Below are 18292 nucleotides of genomic sequence, written 5' to 3' on the forward strand. Positions count from 1 at the left end.
CCGCGAGGCCTGATCCGGGCTTAGGCCGAGATCGGGGTGCGCCAGTCATCGGAGCCGGAAGTGCCGGAGACTTCGTGGGTCCAGACGATTTTGCGGTAGGTGAAGTACACGTCTTCCAGATGAGTGAAGTGGGACATGTTCGGATCCTGGCAGTTGGGCATGCGTGACTGCACGTCAACAATTACCGCGTCTTCCAGTTCGATGGTGAAATAGTGCTCCTGAGTACCCGTCGAAGACGTGCGGTACCACTCCAGGCGGCACTTGTTCAGTCGCTCGCCGGAAGTCAGGGAGTTAAAGATCAGTGGCGACGACTTGTCGAATACTTTGGTGATCATCAGCGGCTTATGAACGCGCTGGCCGGTTGGTTGGCCGGACTGCGGGTCACGCGGAATGATGACCTGGTGCTGGAAGGCCTGCACCAGAATCTGGTCTTCGTGTCCTTCCTGGAAAATATTGCCGACCGAGTCCTCGGTAAAAGTGCCTGCAGTGATCAGGCCTTGCTTGGTGCCTTCGAGGGACAGATACGCTGGTGTTGGCATGAACGCTCTCCTTGCCTTGTTGAGTGCCGGAATGGCCCAAACACTAGTACAAGGTGCATGCCAAAGTATAAAAGTATATGTAGATCAGTAGCTTAGATAGGATTCCGTTCTATGTTTCAGCCCGAGTGGGGGACGGCTCACATTTAGCTGGGCAACTTTCTGCCGAGCGCTGCGCAAGGTTTGGCGCAAGTGCGCTCAAGCCCTGCGACTGTGCGCCTTGCAGCTGGGGTAGCCAGGTTCAGCGGTTAAACAATGCGCAGCATATTGCGCAGTCCCGGACTCAGGATGAGCAGCTGATTTCCAGGTGCTTGCCCCACTCCGGAGGACGCTCAGCGTAGCGCTCCATGCCTGGTTGCTCGTCGAAGGGGCGGCTTAGCACCTGATGCAGCTCACGCACCGGGCCGTAATCACCGGCCTCGGCGGCCTCGATTGCCTTTTGCGCCAGGTAATTGCGCAGGATGTACTTCGGGTTGGCCGCGTGCATGCGTGCCCGGCGCGCTTCGTGATCGTTGCCTTCGCGTTCGCTACGTTGGCTGTAAGTAGCGGCCCAGTCATCGAAAGCCGTGATGTCGATGAAATCCTCGCGCAGCCGCGCGAGGACCAGCTCTGCCGGGCTGTCGCCGAGTTCGCGGAAGAAGCGCGTGTAGTCGATGGCGCTGCTCTGCATCAATTGCAGCAAGCGCTGAATCAACTCTTTGTCGCTGTCCTCGGCGGTCTGCAAGCCCAGCCGCTTGCGCATCAGATCCAGCCACGCCGCTTCGTAGATCGGCAGGAACAGGTCCATGGTTGCGCGCAATTGTTCGATGGCGATAAAGGGCGTCAGTGCCTGCGCCAGCGCGGCGAGGTTCCAGTGCGCAATCGGCACCTGATTCTCGTAGGAATACCGACCGGCGTGGTCGGAATGATTGCAGATGAAGCGCGCATCGAAGTCATCGAGAAAGGCGTAGGGCCCGAAGTCGAACGTGATGCCGAGGATGGACATGTTGTCCGTGTTCATCACGCCGTGGCAGAAGCCGTACGCCTGCCATCTGGCGACCATCTCGGCGGTGCGCTCCAGCACTTCACGGAAGAAGGCATGGTAAGGCTCCGGGTGCTCCAGGCATTCGGAGAAGTGGCTCTCGACAACATGATCGAGCAGCTTCTTCAGCTCGTCGTGCTGCTTGGTGTAGTAGAAGAATTCGAAATGGCCGAAGCGCACATGGCTGGGCGCGAGGCGCATCAGCATCGCGCCGCGCTCTTGGCGCTCACGGTAGACCGGCGTATCCGAACCGGTCACGCAGAGCGCGCGGGAACTGGGAATGCCCAGCGCATGCAGGTGCTCACTGGCCAGGAACTCGCGGATCGATGAACGCAGCACAGCACGGCCATCACCCATGCGGGAATAAGGCGTCATGCCGGCGCCTTTAAGGTGCAGATCCCAGTGTTCACCGGCCTCGTTGACCACTTCACCGAGCAGCAGCCCACGTCCATCACCCAGCTGCGGGTTGTAGCTGCCGAACTGGTGGCCGGAATAGACCATCGCCCGCGGCTGCGCCGTGGCCCAGAGCTTGTGGCCTGAGAACAGCTCGGTGAACAGCGTATCGTCGCGGCTGGGTGGGTCGAGATCGAGCAAGCCCATCGCGGCTTCGCTGGCGACCACCAGTCGCGGCTGTTCCAGCGGCTGGGGTGTGACCTCGGTGGAGAACACGTCGCCAAGGCGGGCGAAGCGATTGTCGAACTGCAGCTCGGTAAGCGTTTTCACAGCGGCTCCGGCAATGTGCGGGTCGGCGCCCGGTTACGGGCGCGCTCAGGTTTTGGAGTGCCAGGCCGCCGTTGATGTTCCTCAGGTCTGGCTGTCGGCTGGCGGCGCGCTTGGCTTGTCGTCAGGTTGATTCAATCGCGGCGCTGTACCCAGCTGCAGCACTTTGCCGTCAAGGTTTTTCAGGAACACATCGACCTGACGGAACGCGATATTGATCCCCGCCTTGGAAAACTCGCGGTCGATATAGCGGTTGATCTCGTCGGTTGCCGGGTTGCGGTCGCCAAGGTCGCGCACGTGGATACGCAACTCGTGATCCAGCGTGCTTTCGCCGAAGTTGAGGAACAGGACCAGTGGCTCCGGGTCCTTGAGCACTCGCGGGTTTTCCTGGGCGGCTTTGTAGAGCAGTTTTCTGGCCAGATCCAGATCCGAACCATAGGCCACGCCGACCTTGATCGTCACGCGGGTGACGGTGTCGCTCAGCGACCAGTTCACCAGCTGGCCGGTGATAAACGTCTTGTTCGGAACAATGATGTCTTTGCGGTCGAAGTCAGTGATGGTGGTGGCGCGGATACGTATGCGGCTGACCGTACCCGACAGGTTGCCAATGGTCACCACGTCGCCGATCCGTACCGGGCGTTCGAAGAGGATGATCAGGCCGGAAATGAAGTTGGCGAAGATCTCCTGCATGCCGAAGCCGAGACCCACAGAAAGCGCAGCCACCAGCCACTGCAATTTGTCCCAGCTGACGCCAAGGGTCGACAGCGTGGATACGATGCCGATACCGGCCAGCAGGTACGACAGCAGGGTCGTAGTGGCATAGGCGCTGCCCTGCGCCAGATGCATTTTCGACAGCACCAGCACTTCCAGAAGCCCCGGCAGATTGCGTGCCACCGCTATCGTAATGGCGACGATCAGCAGGGCGCCGAGCAAGTTGTTCAGCGTGATCGCGTTGGTGGTGGCCGCATCGCCCGTGCCACTGACGAATTCGTAGAGCACCACGTTATCCAGGTACGAGACGACACTGATCAGGTCGGCCCAAACCCAGTAGAGCACCACAAAGAACAGGCCGAACATCGCCAGTCGTGTGAGGCGCAGCGACTGCTGGTTGACCTGCTCGATATCCAGCGCGGTGTCGCCGGTTGACTCGCTGTTGTCCATCGCCTCGTCGGTCTGGGTTTCGCGCTTGGACAGCGCCCGCTGATAGGCGAGGCGTCGTGCGGCCACAGTCAGGCCGCGGATCAGCGTCGCTTCGATGACGATCCAGGCCAGCAGCAGATACAAGGTGTCGATCAGGCGACCTGTCAGTTTCAAGGCCGTGTAGTAATAGCCGAAACCCACCACCAGGATCAGCGCCAGGGGCAACACGCTGAACAGCAGGCCGATGAAACGCCGCACCGGCGGCGCGTTCTGGCTCGACGGGCCCTTGCGCAGCAGGCGCATCAGGCGCCAGCTCATCAGCGCAAAACAGACCAGCACCACGACGATGCCGACCACGTCGTCGACCAGGCCGGCCGGCTGATGCTCGGCAATTGCCACCACGGCCACCAGCGCCATGACCACCAGGCCCAGCCGCCGGATTTCGTTGCGCAGGAAGGCCACCTGCGGCCGGAACCAGCCGAAGTGCGCCTCGGCGACGCGATTGGGCGAGAGCATGCGGTAGGCGCTGTAGAACACCAGCCAGGCCTGGGCCATTTGATAGAACGCGGCACCCAGGCTGATGTTCTGCCCGCGGCCGTCCATCTGCAGCAGATAGCCGCACAGCGCGAGGAAGAGGGCTCCCGGCAGCGCCAGCAGCAGGTTCAAGAGCAGTGCCAAGGGGGTGTGTAGCTGGCTGTCATGGCGGAAATGACCGATGTCAGCGCTTAACGAGTCGAGCTTGGCGTTGATCGCGTTGCGGCGCCAGAGCAGCACGCCGATCAGCAGCAGTAGCGGCACGAAGAACAACGGCCGCTCGATCAGACCGGCGCCCAGCGCACCGAATGCCGAGCCCCACGGCATTGCGCGTAACTGGCGATCGAGCAGCGTCGGCACGCTTTTGAACCAGTCCAGGTCCAGCGGGCGGTTGCTGGGAATCCAGAACATCTGCTCGTCCAGCGTGTTGCGCAAGGCTTCTGCCTTGCTCTGTAGCTGGCGCTGATTCAGCTGCAGCGTGATCGATTCGCTGAGCAGGGCGTTCAGTGAGTGGTTGAGCCGATCAAGCAGCTCGCTGCGGGTGCGAACCAGCTCCAGCAGCGCACTGCGCAGCTCAGGCGTCACCTCGCCGGGGGGTTGGTTGGCGAGTTGCTGCTCGACATAGTCCTCGACGTTGCCCGCGGTTTCACGGCGCTGGTTCAGTTCGAACTGGTAGAGGCGAATGTCAGCGATTTCATCGGCGAGGTCCTTGTCCAGCGTCAGCTGCGGCAGGGCCTGCTTCTGTTGATAAAGAATCTTCGACAGCAGCAGGCTGCCTTCAAGCACGGCGATCTGCTCTTCCAGCGCCTGATCGGCCTGGTTGAGTGTGTCGAGCTGTTGTCGGGTCTGCAGGTTTAGCTGGGTCAGGTCGTTGAGCCGCTCGGTGGCGCGTAGCAGGTAGCCAGACAGGCGCTTGTTCTCGGCGCTTTCCGCCGGCAGCAGCTTGTCGGAGCCGGCCTTCTCGGCTTTCAGTGAAAACTCGGCAACCGTTTGTTCGGATTCCTCGCGACGCTTGTTGTTGATGGCCGCCTGCAGCGCCATGGTTTCGCGCTCGGCGCGGGTGATGCGTTCTGACAGCAGATCGCGGCGGGCGATGCCCAAGTCCTGCAGCAGGCTGTTGCCGGCCAGCTCGTTGCGGCGCAAGTCGATCTGGGCATTGAGTGCGGATTTCTCCGCGGCAAGCAGTTCGCGGCGTTCATCACTCAGTGGCTTACCGCCTTCACGGCCGGTCTTGAGCAGATTGTTGATCTCGTCGATCCGAGTCTGCGACTTGCTGATGTCGGCCTGGGCGCGCTCGGGGCGGGTTTGCGCGCTGATGATCATGCTGTTGGCGGCGGTCAGAGCCGTTTGCCAGGTCGATAGCTCCTCGACGCGTTTGGCCAGGCGCTGCTCCAGTGCCGGGACCTTCAGCTTGGCCAGCCTGTCGGCCAGGTCGCTGGTGTCGATGCCTTTGAGTTTGCTCAGCGCCCGCTGGGACTCGACAATTTCCTTCGGCGCACTGGCCAGTTCGGCCTTCAGTTCGGTCAACCGTTGTTGTGCGGTAGCGGCCTGCTCGGCAAGGCGTTGGGCGCGCTCGTCCGCGCTCGGCTGTGCGGGTTTCGCCTCCTCGGCAGCCGGCTTGCTGCCGGTCAGCCCGGGGATGGACTGGGCGAAGGTCGAAGCGGGAGCGAAGGCGAGCAAGGTCGCGAGCAACAGGGTACGCAAGGGTGCCATGAACGTTATCGAGTGAAGAAAAGAGTGCGGAGTCTAAGGGCTGCAGGAGGCCGAGGCGAGCCCATAGATCGGAACGCTCTGGCGCGGGGCGTTGCGCTCGTTCAGCGATCAGAAATGCAGCGAGGGACCTGGTTTGTTGCCCTCGGGAAACTTCAAGCCGACCTTGCGCACCCGGCCGTGCTCCATGGTCGCGATGGTCCAGGTCAGGCCATTCCATTCGATCTGATCGCCGGTGACCGGCTTGCCACCGACGCGCTCGGCCATGAATTCCCCGATCGTCTGGTCGCCGGCGACATCCCCGAGTTTCAAACCGTACAGCGCCGCAAGGGCGCTCATTTCGGCCTCGCTTTCGAGGATGAAGTCACCAAAGAAGCGCATGTCTCGCCCGCGCTGTGGCGCCTCGCTGAACAGTTTGCCGAGCGCCGGCAGGTCTTCTTCGTGGCCGATGACACAGAGAATGTCGTCCACCTGCAAGCGGGTGCTGCCGGAGGGGTGCAGCAGGGCCTTGCCGCGGAACAGCGCGGCGATGCGTGTACCGGTGGGCATCTTCAACTCACGCAGTGCGGCGCCGATGCACCACTTCTTGGCGGTCAGGCGATAGATGAACATTTCCCACTGGCTGGTGGTGTGAATCTGCAACCCGGCGCGGGAGATCGGCAGTGGCGAGGGCGGCACCTCGACCTTGGCCTTCTTCGCCGCCCAGGTCAGCGTGGTGCCTTGAAGCAGCAGCGAAACCAGCACGATGAAGAACGCCACGTTGAAGAACAGTTGAGCGTTTTCCAACCCGGCCATCAGCGGAAAGACCGCGAGGATCACCGGCACTGCGCCGCGCAGGCCGATCCATGAAATGAACAGGCGCTCGCGCAAGTGGAAGCTGCGAAACGGTGCCAGGCCGATGAACACGGCCAATGGGCGTGCAAACAGGATCATCCACAGCGACAAGCCCAGTGCCGGCAGGGCGATGGGCAGCAGCTCGCTGGGTGTGAGTAGCAGGCCGAGCACAAGGAACATGCCGATCTGGCTGAGCCAGGCGAGGCCGTCGAACATGTGCAGAATGCCGTGGCGGTTGCGGATCGGCCGGTTGCCCAACAGCAGGCCGCAGACATAGACGGCGAGAATGCCGCTGCCGCCGATGGCGCCGGACAGCGCGTAGATCATGATGCCGCCGGCCACCGCCAGCAGCGGATAAAGACCGTCCGCCACCGAGAGACGGTTGATCAGGTGCAGCAACAGCCAGCCGCCGGACAGCCCGAGGAGGGTGCCGATGCCGAATTGTTGCAAGAGGCTGAGGAAGAAGCCCCAGCCGAACCCGGTCTGACCGGATGCGAGCATGTCGATCAGCGCGACGGTCAGAAACATGGCCATCGGATCGTTGCTGCCCGACTCGATCTCAAGCGTCGAACCGACCCGTTCGTTGAGCCCCCGGCCGTTGAGCAGGTTGAAGACCACAGCAGCGTCGGTGGAGCCCACGATGGCACCGATCAACAGCCCCTGCATCAGCGGCAGATCGAACAGCCAGGCCGCGGCCAGGCCGGTCAGGCCGGAAGTCACCACGACACCTGCAGTCGCCAGCGAAAAGGCTGGCCAGAGCGCGACGCGGAAGGTGGCGGCGCGGGTGCGCATACCGCCGTCGAGCAGGATGATCGCGAGCGCCAGGTTGCTGATCAGAAAGGCCAGCGAGTAGTCGTCGAAGACGATGCCGCCGATACCGTCGACGCCTGCGAGCATGCCGACCGCGAGAAAGATGACAAGGATGGGCACGCCGAGGCGTGTCGACAGAGAGCTCATCAGGATGCTCGCCGCAACCAACAGGGCACCGACAAAGAACAGTTGGTTGATATGGCCGATATCCAAACGCGCTCTCCGAAGGTTAGTGCTGGCAAGCATGCAGGCTGCATGCCAGCGATTCTAACCCGCGGTTTTGACGTGCTGTCAAAAAAGCCCGGCAGAGCGACGGGCGTTTCGAAGAGGGCGCAGAGCCGCTGCTAGGCGGCAGGGGAGTGGTGAGACGCCGACACGCGCCAGTGCAGCGCGTGCCGGGTGCCCGGTTAGAACCAGTTTTCCTGCATGCTCAGGCAAGTGTCGTCACGACCGGCCAGCAGATCCAAGTCGTGATGGCAGCTCGGCACTTCCCAGGTCAGGAAGTAGCGTGCAGCCTGGAGCTTGCCGCGGTAGAAATCGACATCTGCCTCGTTACCCTTGGCCAGGCCTTGTTCTGCGCGTATCGCCTGTTCCAGCCAGCGCCAGCCGATCACGGCATGACCGAAGACCTTCAGGTACAGCGCCGAGTTGGCCAATGCCTGATCGATCTTGCCAGCCATCAGATCGCCAAGCAGGGCCTGGGTGACCTCGGTCAGACGGGCCAGAAGCTTCTCCAATGGCTGACGCAGTGCATCCAGCGAGCTGAACTCGCCAGCGCGCTTGCAGGTGCCCTGGATCAGGCCGAGCAGTTGACGCAGCCCCGCGCCACCGTTCTGCGTCAGCTTGCGTGCCAGCAGGTCGAGCGACTGGATGCCGTGGGTGCCCTCGTGAATCGGGTTGAGCCGGTTGTCGCGGTAGTACTGCTCGACCGGGTATTCACGGGTGTAACCGTGGCCGCCGAGAATCTGGATCGCCATCTCGTTGGCCTTGAGGCAGAACTCCGACGGCCAGGATTTGACGATGGGCGTCAGCAGGTCCAGCAGTTCGTGGGCATTCTTGCGCTCTTCCTCGGTTGCCGCAGTCTGCTCTTCGTCGACGATGCGCGCGGCATAGAGGCCAAGATCAAAGGATCCTTCGACATAGGCTTTCTGCATCAGCAGCATGCGCTTGATGTCAGTGTGCTGAATGATCGGCACCTGCGCCGATGCCGGGTTCTTGCCATCGGGCAGGCGGCCTTGCGGACGCTCGCGGGCGTAGTTGAGCGAGTACAGGTAGCCGGCGTAACCGAGCATGATCGCGCCCATGCCGACCCCGATACGCGCGTCGTTCATCATCTGGAACATGTACGACAGGCCCTTGTGCGGCTCGCCCACCAGATAGCCGACGCACTCGCCGTTATCGCCGAAGTTCAATGCAGTAGAGGTGGTGCCGCGCCAGCCCATCTTGTGGAACAACCCGGCAAGGATCACATCGTTGCGCTTGCCCAGCGATCCGTCATCGTTGACCAGGAACTTGGGTACGATGAACAGGCTGATGCCTTTTACGCCGGGCGGAGCGTCCGGCAGCTTGGCCAGCACCATATGCACGATGTTCTCCGATAGCGGATGGTCGCCGCCGGAGATGAAGATTTTGTTGCCCTTGAGGCGATAGGTGCCGTCGTCCGCCGGTTCGGCGCGGGTGCGCAGGTCCGACAGGGATGAGCCGGCATGCGGCTCGGTCAGCGCCATGGTGCCGAAGAAACGGCCTTCGAGCATCGGCTGGAGAAAGCGCTGCTTCTGCTCGTCACTGCCGAACACTTCGATGAGGTGCGAGGCGCCCATGGTCAGCATCGGGTACGAAGAGGTGCCGATGTTGGCCGACTGGAAATGAGCGAAGCAGGCACGGGATAAAAGGTTGGGCAACTGCATGCCGCCGTCGTTGAAGCTGCGCGAGGCGTTGTGGAAACCGGCCTCGATGAACGCATCGACGGCAGGCTTCACTTCCGGGATCAGTACGGCTTCGCCGTCCTTGTAGATCGGTTCGTTCTCGTCGGCCTTGCGGTTGTGCGGGGCAAAGAGGTTCTCGGCGATGCTGCGGGCGGTGTCGATGGCCGCGTCGAAGGTTTCGCGACTGTGGTCAGCGAAACGCTCACGCTGGGTCAGGCCTTCTGCGTCCAGCACTTCATAGAGTTCGAAGGCGAGGTTACGCGGGCAGAGCAGAGTCTCGGGCATGAAAATTCCTCCGTTTACATGCACTCGAGTCTAAGGAGCCGGCGAGACGGCTGCCTAGCACCATACATTCGAGTGATGGGTCGACACAGCAGCGTCTTCTAGGACTTGCCCCAGCGGGCTCAGTGTGGCCTTGCGCAGAAATATTCGAGCAACTGCGCGAGGTGACCGTCACCGATGCCTGCGTCGATCAGGTGTTGTTCGGCACGCGCCAGGTGGCCTTCGACATGCTGGCGAGCCGCCTCGGGGCCGAGCAGGGCGACGACGGTGCTCTTGCCGGCGTCTTTGCCTGAATCCTTGCCGATCTGCTGCGGGCTGAGCCCGTCGGCCAGATCGTCGAGGAGCTGGAAGGCCAGCCCGAGTTCGGTGGCAAACCCGTTGAGGTGGCGTGTGCAACTGGCGCTGGCGTCGGCCAGTAACGCAGCGGACTCCACCGCCGCCGTGAACAGCGGGCAGGTCTTCAGGCGGTTGGTATGGGCGATGGCTTCCAGCGGGCGGGCGCGCTGCCCCTCGCGTAGATCGTGAAACTGGCCGCGAACCAGACCCTGCGCCCCGGTGGCTTGCGACAGCAGACGCACCAGCTGATTGCGTATCGATGCCTCAATGCCGGCTGTCGTGGCCGCTATGCTGAAGGCTTGGCTGAGCAGTGCGACCGAGCCCAGGACCGCGACATCTTCGCCGAACTGGCGGTGGATGGTCGGCCGGCCGCGGCGCAGCTCGGCGTTGTCCATGCACGGCATGTCATCAAGAAACAGTGACGCCGCATGCACCATTTCCAAAGCACAGGCCAGATCGAGCCCGGTATCGGACGCCGTCGTTTCCTGCTGCAGATCCTTGAGGGTCAGCAGCAGGAGCAGTGGGCGGACGCGCTTGCCCGGCGCGAGGGTTCCTTCGCGCATGGCCGTGGCGATGGCATCCTGCGGGGGGGCTAGCGGTAGCCATTGGCCTAGCCGTTCGTCAACCTGGGCACGCAGCGTACTGACTGTCCGTTCGAAGTCGTGTTGCGCGTCTGGCAAAGCGATGGCCATGACGACCTCCTGTATCGTTTTTCGTTAGATATCGTGACAATACCTGTACAGAGTGTATAAGTCTTGGCACTTTTAATGACCACTACCGTCCACATAAGGTCATCAAACGAGGCGCTGCATGACTAAAGAAACTATTGCGGAACGTAAGAACGATCATCTGGACATCGTTCTCGACCCGCGTCGCGCCTGTTCCATGGTAGACCCGGGCTACGCCGCCCTGACCTTCGAGCACTGCGCGGTGCCGGAGTTGCGTCTGGACGACATCGATATTCGCGCCTCGTTGTTTGGCCGGACCCTTTCGGCCCCATTGCTGATCAGCTCGATGACGGGCGGCGCGGCACGGGCCACGCAGATCAATCGAAACCTGGCAGAGGCGGCGCAGGTGCTTGGCATTGCGCTGGCGGTTGGCTCACAACGAATCGCGCTGGAAACTGATGCGGATCAGGGGCTGACCCTGCAGCTGCGCGAACTCGCGCCCTCGATCCCATTGCTGGCCAACTTCGGCGCCGCCCAGCTAGTCGCCGGTTACGGGTTGGACGAGGCGCAGCGAGCCGTCGACATGATCGAGGCCGATGCGCTGATCATTCACCTCAACCCGTTGCAGGAAGCGGTGCAGGTCGGCGGTGATCGCAACTGGCAAGGCGTGTACGCAGCGCTCGAAGCGCTGGCCTCGCGCTTGCCGGTGCCGTTGGTGGCCAAGGAGGTCGGTGCGGGTATTTCGCCGAGCGTGGCGCAGCGACTGCTCGATGCAGGTGTGTCGGTGATCGACGTCGCCGGCGCAGGGGGCACCAGCTGGGCAGCGGTGGAGGCTGAACGCACCCTGGACCCGCAACAGCGCGCCATCGCCAAGGCATTTACCGGCTGGGGCATACCCAGCGCGCAGGCGATCTCGAACGTTCGCCGCGCCTGCCCGAACGCGCAGCTGATTGCATCAGGGGGCATTCGGGACGGTATTGATGCGGCCAAGGCAATTCGCCTCGGCGCCAACCTGGTGGGCCAGGCCGCCGGTGTGCTGGACGCGGCGCTGATCAGTCCGGACGCCGTGGTCGCACATTTACAGGTGTTGAGCGAGCAGCTGCGCATCGCCTGCTTCTGCACCGGTTCGGCGAGTCTGGCGGCGCTGGCCAAGGCGCCGCTGCTGGCACCCTTCGATCCCTCGACGCTGTGATGCAGCGGCACGACTGCCAACCGGCCGACCGGCGAGGTTCGCTTAAATGACTCATTTCGCCGTGATCGGGCCGGCGTTTCACAGCCATGTGCGGGCCATGGAGGCGGTCGCCGGTGAGCTGCTGGCACGCGGTCACCGGGTGACGGTCGTGCAGCAGGCAGACGTTGCCGCGATGCTGCGCGACCCTCGCCTGGGGTTTGCCCAGGTCGGCGCGGGCTCGCATCCGCCAGGCTCGCTCCAGGCGGTGATCGACCGTGCCGCGCGGCCCGGCGGGCCATGGGGCATACGCCGCGTGATTGCTGATATGGCCTCAGCGACTGATATGTACTGCCGAGAGGCGCCAGCTGTGCTTCGCGCCATCGGTGCAGACTGCATAATCGCCGATCAGATGGAGCCGGCCGGTGGGCTTGTGGCCGAGCATCTCGGGCTGCCGTTCGTGTCGGTGGCCTGCGCATTGCCGGTCAATCGCGAAGCGCTGGTGCCGCTGCCGGTCATGCCCTGGCGCTATCGTGCTACGCCCTGGGGCGAGCAGCTGAACTTGCACAGCAGTGGTGTCTATGACCGCGCCATGCAAGCGCACGCCGCGGTCATCGCACGCCATGCGGCCGCGTTTGGCCTGCCGCCTCGCCAACGCCTCGATGAATGCTTGTCGCCGCTGCTGCAGCTGAGCCAGACAACCCCCGGTTTCGATTTCCCGCGTACGTCGCTGCCCGAACATTTCCACGGCATCGGCCCGCTGCGTTCGGCGCTGAGTGACGAGCCACCGCTGGATATTCCGGTCGCGCCCGGCAGGCCATTCGTATTCGCCTCGCTGGGCACCCTGCAGGGCGATCGCTTCGGCCTGTTCCGGCGCATCGCTGCGGCCTGTCGCGAGCTGGATCTGCAGCTCTTGATCGCCCACTGTGGTCGTCTGGATGCGTCGCAAGAGCGACGGCTGCTCAAGGCAGGCGCCAGCTGGGTCACCGATTTCGCGCCGCAGCGTGCGGTGCTGGCGCGAGCGGATGCCGTGATTACCCATGCCGGGCTCAACACCGTGCTCGACGCGCTAGAAGCAGGGGTGCCAAGCCTTGCATTGCCGATTGCGTTCGATCAGCCCGGTGTGGCTGCTCGGGTGGTGCATGCCGGCGTGGGCTTGAAGCTCGACCCGCGCTTGGCCAGTCGTCGACGCATTGTGCAGGGGCTGCGGCGACTGTTACGCGAGCCCGGCTTTGCCGAGCGTGCCAGGGAGCTGGGCGACGAGGTACGCGCGGCCGGCGGGGCGCCGCGGGCGGCAAAATTGATCGAGGCGGCGCTCGATGCTGAAGCACCGGCCTTGCAGAGGGCAGAACATGGCTGATGCGGACCTGATCCTGGTCGGTGGCGGTCTGGCCAATGGGCTGCTGGCCCTGCGCTTGCGGCAGGCGCGTCCGGATTTGCGGTTGTTGATTATCGAGCAGGGTGAAACCCTCGGCGGCAACCATACCTGGTCCTTTCACGAGCACGACCTGACGCCAGCCCAGCAGGCCTGGCTGGAGCCGCTGGTGGGCAATCGCTGGCCTGGCTATGAAGTGATTTTCCCGGATATGCAGCGCCGGCTGGGCAGTGGCTACGCCAGCATTTTTTCTGATCGATTTCATCGGCTGCTGATGTCGGAACTGGCAGACGGGGTGCGCCTGAACACCACCGTCACCCGGGCAGAGCCGCGCCAGGTGCGACTGGGTTGCGGCGATGTTCTGCGCGCCGGGGCGGTGATTGATGGGCGCGGCGTGCGCCGGACCGATCAGCTGGCGCTGGGCTTCCAGAAGTTTCTCGGGCAGGAGCTGCGCCTGCATGAGCCGCATGGCTTGCAGGAGCCGATCATCATGGACGCCAGCGTCGCTCAGCAGGATGGTTACCGGTTCGTCTATGTGTTGCCGCTCAGCGCCGACACCCTCCTGATTGAGGACACCTATTACGCCGACGGCGATGCCGTTGCGCCGGGCACTTCGCGAGACAACATCCGGCGCTACGCCGAGGCACGCGACTGGCGCATCGCCAAGATGCTGCGCGAAGAGCAGGGCGTATTGCCCATCGTGCTGTCAGGCGACCTGCCGGCGTTCTGGGATGAGGCGTGCGGCGTGCCGCAGACGGGGCTGTCAGCCGCCCTGTTCCACCCCACCACTGGCTATTCCCTGCCTGATGCGGTGCGTCTGGCCGATCATCTGGTCGCGCTGGACCGCTGGGATGCCGACAGCCTGTTCGCGGCGATTCGCGACTATTCGATGCTGCAGTGGCGGCAGCGCGGGTTCTTCCGCCTGCTCAATCGCATGCTGTTCATGGCTGGGCCGGCGGATCGACGCTGGGCGGTCATGCAGCGCTTCTACGGTCTGCGGGAATCGCTGATCCAGCGCTTCTACGCAGCAGACCTGACCACCTGGGACCGCTTGCGCATCGTCTCGGGCAAACCTCCCGTGCCGGTGGGCGAAGCGCTGCGAGCGCTGGCCGCCGGCAATCTGCACCACAAGGAAAAGCAATGAACGAGGCAACTGGCGTTGTGAAGCGGGCGGTGGTGATTGGGGCCGGTTTCGGCGGACTGGCGCTGGCGATTCGGCTACAACGTGCCGGCATCCAGACCACGGTGCTGGAAAAGCGCGACAAGCCGGGCGGCCGCGCCTACGTCTATCACGACCAGGGCTTCACCTTCGATGCGGGGCCGACGGTCATCACCGATCCGCCTGCGCTGGAAGAACTCTTCACCGGCGCCGGCAAGCGCATGGCCGATTACGTCGAACTGCTGCCGGTCAGCCCGTTCTACAGGCTGTGCTGGGAAGATGGCTACAGTTTCGACTACGTCAACGACCAGGCCGAGCTGGACAAACAGATCCATGCGCTGAACCCGAAGGATGTTGCCGGCTACCAGCGCTTTCTCGCCTATTCACGTGCGGTGTACGAGGAGGGCTACGTCAAGCTCGGCACCGTGCCCTTCCTGTCGTTCCGCAGCATGATTGGCGTCGCGCCGCAGCTGGCCAAGCTGCAGGCCTGGCGCAACGTGTACAGCATGGTGTCGAGCTTCGTGGAGAACGAGCGCCTGCGCCAGGCGTTGTCATTCCACTCGCTGTTGGTGGGCGGCAACCCGTTCGAGACCTCCTCCATCTATGCGTTGATCCACGCGCTGGAGCGGCAGGGGGGCGTCTGGTTTCCACGCGGTGGCACTGGCGCGCTGGTGCAGGGCATGGTCAGGCTGTTCGAAGACCTGGGCGGCAAGCTGGAACTGAACGCCGAGGTCGCGAGCATCGAACTTTCCGGTGGGCTGGCAAGGACAGTGGTCACCTGGGACGGGCGCCGCTTCGTCACGGATGCGGTGGCTTCGAATGCCGATGTGGTGAATACCTACAAGCAGCTGCTCGGGCATGAACAGCGTGGTCGCGACGAAGCCAAACGGCTTTCCGGCAAGCGCTTTTCCATGTCGTTGTTCGTGATTCATTTCGGCCTCAAGCGCCGTCACGAACACTTGCAGCACCACACGGTGTGCTTCGGGCCGCGCTACCGCGAACTGATCGATGAGATCTTCAAGCGCGAGACCCTGGCTGATGACTTCTCGCTCTACCTGCATGCGCCTTGCGTCACTGACCCCTCGCTGGCGCCGGAAGGCTGTGCCAGTCATTACGTGCTGGCGCCGGTGCCGCACCTGGGCACGGCCGACATCGACTGGGCCGTGGAGGGGCCAAAGTACCGCGACCGCATCTTCGAATACCTCGAACGTCACTACATTCCCGGGCTGCGCGAGGATTTGGTCACGCACAGGATCTTCACCCCGTTCGATTTTCGCGACGAGCTCAACGCCCATCTCGGCTCGGCGTTTTCGCTGGAGCCGATCCTCACCCAGAGCGCCTGGTTCCGCACGCACAACCGTGATGACGTGATTCCCAACCTCTACATCGTCGGTGCCGGCACGCATCCCGGTGCGGGTGTGCCGGGCGTGGTGGGTTCGGCCAAGGCCACGGCCGGCCTGATGCTGGAGGATCTCTCCGGATGAACGATCAGGTGATTGATCACTCGACCCAGGCGATCAACGTCGGCTCCAAGAGTTTTGCGGCGGCGGCCAAGCTGTTCGACGAGCGCACCCGTCAAAGCGCGGTGATGCTTTATGCCTGGTGCAGGCATTGCGACGACGTGATCGATGGCCAGACTCTCGGGCACGGCCAGGTCGAAGGTGACCGTTCCACCGGAGAAGCGCGCCTGGCCGAGCTGGTGGACCTGACCGAGCGCGCTTATGCCGGCGAGCCCATGCAGGATCCGGCTTTTGCTGCGTTTCAGCAGGTCATCCAACGTCATCGGATTCCTCTGGAATATCCGTTGGAGCATCTGGCGGGCTTCCGCATGGATGTGCAGGACTACCGCTATCAGACTCTCGACGACACGCTGCTGTACTGCTACCGCGTCGCCGGGGTGGTGGGCCTGATGATGGCGAAGGTGATGGGCGCCGAAGCGGAGGGGACGCTAGACCGGGCCTGCGATTTGGGGTTGGCGTTTCAGTTGACCAATATTGCGCGGGATATCGTCGAGGACGCAGAGATCGGTCGTGTCTATCTGCCGGCCGACTGGCTCGCGGAAGTGGGAATCCCGGCTGATCAAATAGGCATGCCGTACAACCGGCCAGCGCTGGCGCTGCTCGCGGCGCGCCTGGTCGACCTGGCGGAGCCTTACTACCTGTCGGCCTCGCAGGGGTTGCGCGACCTGCCATTGCGTTCGGCCTGGTCCATTGCCACGGCGCACGGCGTTTATCGGCAGATTGGTGTGGAAGTGAAAGCGCGAGGCGCTGCGGCCTGGGACACGCGTGTATCGACGACCAGCGCGCAGAAACTGCAGTTTCTCCTCGGCGGTGGTGTGCTGGCGTTGGCTTCGCGTCGGATGCAACTCACGCCGCGTCCCGATTCCCTCTGGACACGTCCGCGTCGGGCTTAGCGTTTGTCTTGCGCAGCGGCCCGTCATGCAGCTCGCGCAGCTGCTGCTTGAGCACCGGCAGCGGCGGCGCATAAAGGAATCCAAAGGACACGCAGCGCTCTTTCCCTTCAACGGCATGGTGCATGCGGTGCGCCTGATAGAGCCGCTTGAGGTAGCCATTGCGCGGTACGAAGCGCAGCGGCCAGCGGTGATGCACCAGCCCGTCATGGGCGACGAAGTAGAGAAAGCCATAGGCCGTCATCCCGGCGCCGATCCATTCCAGCGGGCCGTAGCCCGCCGTGCCCAGCGCGATCAGCAGGATCGCGACCCCCGCGAAGACCACCGCATACAGATCGTTCTTCTCGAACCAGCCGGTGCGCGGCTCATGGTGTGACTTGTGCCAGCCCCAGCCCCAGCCATGCATCACGTACTTGTGCGCCCACCAGGCAAACAGCTCCATGCCGGCCAGGGTCGCTAGAAATACCAGTGTGTTAGTCAGCACGGTCATATCCGATCCGTTCATCTGCAGGTCACGCCAGTTTACGCGCTACGTCGCCGTAATGGACCCAGCTCCGACGCCTGGCGCCGCCCTGATTGTCGCCTAACTTTTCCATCCGGATGCAAGCGTTTCGGTCAGCTGTGCCGCCGGGATCGGCTGACAACCGCTGACGTTCTGCCCGGCCCACAGCGGTGAGAAGTGATCAAGGCCTTGAGGCTCAGCAGCGGCGCGCAAACTGCCGATAGCATTGCCTGCCAGCGGAAACGCCGGCACGGCGTCTGGCCGTGCGCCCAGTTCGCGGATGAGGCGATTGACGATGCCCCGCGCGGGCCGTCCGGAGAACAAGGTGGTCAGCACAGTGTGCTCGGCAGAAGGGCTCTGCAAAGCCTGGCGGTGCAGCGGACTGGCGCGGCTTTCGTCGCACAGCAGATAAGCGGTGCCAACCTGCACCCCCGCTGCGCCAAGTGCCTGTGCGGCGGATACGCAGCGAGCACTCGCAACCCCGCCGGCCGCGATCACCGGCACGTCCAGCGCGGCAACCAGCTGTGGCAGCAAGGCAAAGGTGCCGAGCTGCCCGTTGATGTCTTCGCTGAGAAACATGCCGCGATGCCCGCCCGCTTCAACGCCTTGGGCAATTACCGCATCGACGCCTTGCGCCTGCAGCCAGCGGCCTTCTTCCAGCGTCGTGGCGCTGGATAGAATCTTCGCACCGGTTGCTTTAACGCGCTGCAGCAGGTCTGGCGCTGGCAGGCCGAAGTGGAAGCTGACCACCGGCGGACGATGCCGCTCCACCACTTCCGCCATTGCAGCATCGAACGGCTTGCGGGTTGCGCCGCTGGGGATGCTCGCCGGGTCGATGGCGAGTTCTTTCAAGTAAGGCGCCAGCGCTGCCAGCCAGGCCTCGGTTCGTGAGGCGTGGTCGGCAGGCGTCTGATGACAGAAGAAGTTCACGTTGTAGGGTTTGCGCGTCAGTGCTGCGATAGCGGCCAGCTCAGCATCAAGCGTCTCTGCATTGAGCATGCCGGCTGGAATCGAACCCAGCCCGCCGGCGTTGGATACTGCTGCTGCGAGCTGATGGTTCTGCGAGCCGGCCATCGGTGCCTGAATCACGGGTAGGCTGATCTCGAAGAAGGTGCGGATATCCATCGGAATTCCTTTGAGCGGCTGGGCGAGACTGCTGACT

The 18292-nt window shown here is 63.3% G+C and carries 13 protein-coding genes; 5 read left to right on the forward strand and 8 right to left on the reverse strand.

From position 1 onward, the window contains the following. Positions 1 to 20 precede the first annotated feature (20 nt). The 6 genes from ALTERO38_RS01195 to ALTERO38_RS01220 form a co-directional block, all read right to left on the reverse strand. Positions 21 to 539: an Hcp family type VI secretion system effector gene (locus ALTERO38_RS01195; RefSeq protein WP_159966966.1), complete on the reverse strand. Its 519-nt coding sequence runs from the start codon at positions 537 to 539 to the stop codon at positions 21 to 23. 280 nt (positions 540 to 819) lie between these two features. Further along, complete coding sequence (selO, locus tag ALTERO38_RS01200; RefSeq protein ID WP_159966967.1) at positions 820 to 2280, reverse strand: protein adenylyltransferase SelO; 1461 nt, start codon at positions 2278 to 2280, stop codon at positions 820 to 822. Positions 2281 to 2361: 81 nt separating this feature from the next. Next, entirely contained in the window at positions 2362 to 5664 is a 3303-nt protein-coding gene (gene mscK, locus ALTERO38_RS01205) for a mechanosensitive channel MscK (RefSeq protein WP_159966968.1), read from the reverse strand. 108 nt (positions 5665 to 5772) lie between these two features. After that, on the reverse strand, positions 5773 to 7518 hold the full coding sequence (locus tag ALTERO38_RS01210; RefSeq protein ID WP_148925389.1) for a potassium/proton antiporter: 1746 nt from the start codon (positions 7516 to 7518) through the stop codon (positions 5773 to 5775). Positions 7519 to 7712: 194 nt separating this feature from the next. Then, complete coding sequence (locus ALTERO38_RS01215) at positions 7713 to 9515, reverse strand: acyl-CoA dehydrogenase (RefSeq protein WP_159966969.1); 1803 nt, start codon at positions 9513 to 9515, stop codon at positions 7713 to 7715. A gap of 119 nt (positions 9516 to 9634) precedes the next feature. Beyond that, positions 9635 to 10540: a polyprenyl synthetase family protein gene (locus ALTERO38_RS01220; protein WP_159966970.1), complete on the reverse strand. Its 906-nt coding sequence runs from the start codon at positions 10538 to 10540 to the stop codon at positions 9635 to 9637. A 118-nt stretch (positions 10541 to 10658) separates the two neighbouring features. On the opposite strand from ALTERO38_RS01220, the gene fni reads away from it, so the two are divergent. Genes fni through ALTERO38_RS01245 form a run of 5 tightly spaced genes read left to right on the forward strand, consistent with a single transcriptional unit; the run spans position 10659 to position 16631 of the window. Beyond that, positions 10659 to 11708, forward strand: coding sequence for a type 2 isopentenyl-diphosphate Delta-isomerase (fni, locus tag ALTERO38_RS01225; RefSeq protein ID WP_159966971.1), 1050 nt, complete (start codon positions 10659 to 10661; stop codon positions 11706 to 11708). Between the two features lie 46 nt (positions 11709 to 11754). Beyond that, the gene (locus ALTERO38_RS01230; RefSeq protein ID WP_159966972.1) at positions 11755 to 13044 is read left to right on the forward strand and encodes a glycosyltransferase; all 1290 of its coding nucleotides are present in this window, start codon (positions 11755 to 11757) and stop codon (positions 13042 to 13044) included. After that, positions 13037 to 14203 (forward strand): lycopene beta-cyclase CrtY, encoded by a 1167-nt coding sequence (gene crtY, locus ALTERO38_RS01235; protein ID WP_159966973.1) that lies wholly within the window; start codon positions 13037 to 13039, stop codon positions 14201 to 14203. The genes ALTERO38_RS01230 and crtY overlap by 8 nt, the downstream gene beginning before the upstream one ends. Then, positions 14200 to 15702, forward strand: a complete 1503-nt coding sequence (locus tag ALTERO38_RS01240) for a phytoene desaturase (protein ID WP_148925383.1) — start codon at positions 14200 to 14202, stop codon at positions 15700 to 15702. Before crtY ends, ALTERO38_RS01240 begins: the two co-directional genes overlap by 4 nt. After that, positions 15699 to 16631 (forward strand): phytoene/squalene synthase family protein, encoded by a 933-nt coding sequence (locus ALTERO38_RS01245; RefSeq protein ID WP_159966974.1) that lies wholly within the window; start codon positions 15699 to 15701, stop codon positions 16629 to 16631. The genes ALTERO38_RS01240 and ALTERO38_RS01245 overlap by 4 nt, the downstream gene beginning before the upstream one ends. Here the strand turns inward: ALTERO38_RS01245 and ALTERO38_RS01250 are convergent. Both ALTERO38_RS01250 and ALTERO38_RS01255 read right to left on the reverse strand, forming a co-directional pair. Further along, complete coding sequence (locus ALTERO38_RS01250) at positions 16585 to 17118, reverse strand: sterol desaturase family protein (protein ID WP_102836767.1); 534 nt, start codon at positions 17116 to 17118, stop codon at positions 16585 to 16587. The genes ALTERO38_RS01245 and ALTERO38_RS01250 overlap by 47 nt on opposite strands. A gap of 93 nt (positions 17119 to 17211) precedes the next feature. After that, entirely contained in the window at positions 17212 to 18255 is a 1044-nt protein-coding gene (locus tag ALTERO38_RS01255; RefSeq protein ID WP_159966975.1) for a nitronate monooxygenase family protein, read from the reverse strand. Between the last annotated feature and the right edge of the window lie 37 nt (positions 18256 to 18292).

This window comes from Pseudomonas sp. 9Ag, from assembly GCF_902506445.1.
In the GTDB taxonomy this organism is placed as follows: Bacteria; Pseudomonadota; Gammaproteobacteria; order Pseudomonadales; family Pseudomonadaceae; genus Stutzerimonas; species Stutzerimonas stutzeri_AB.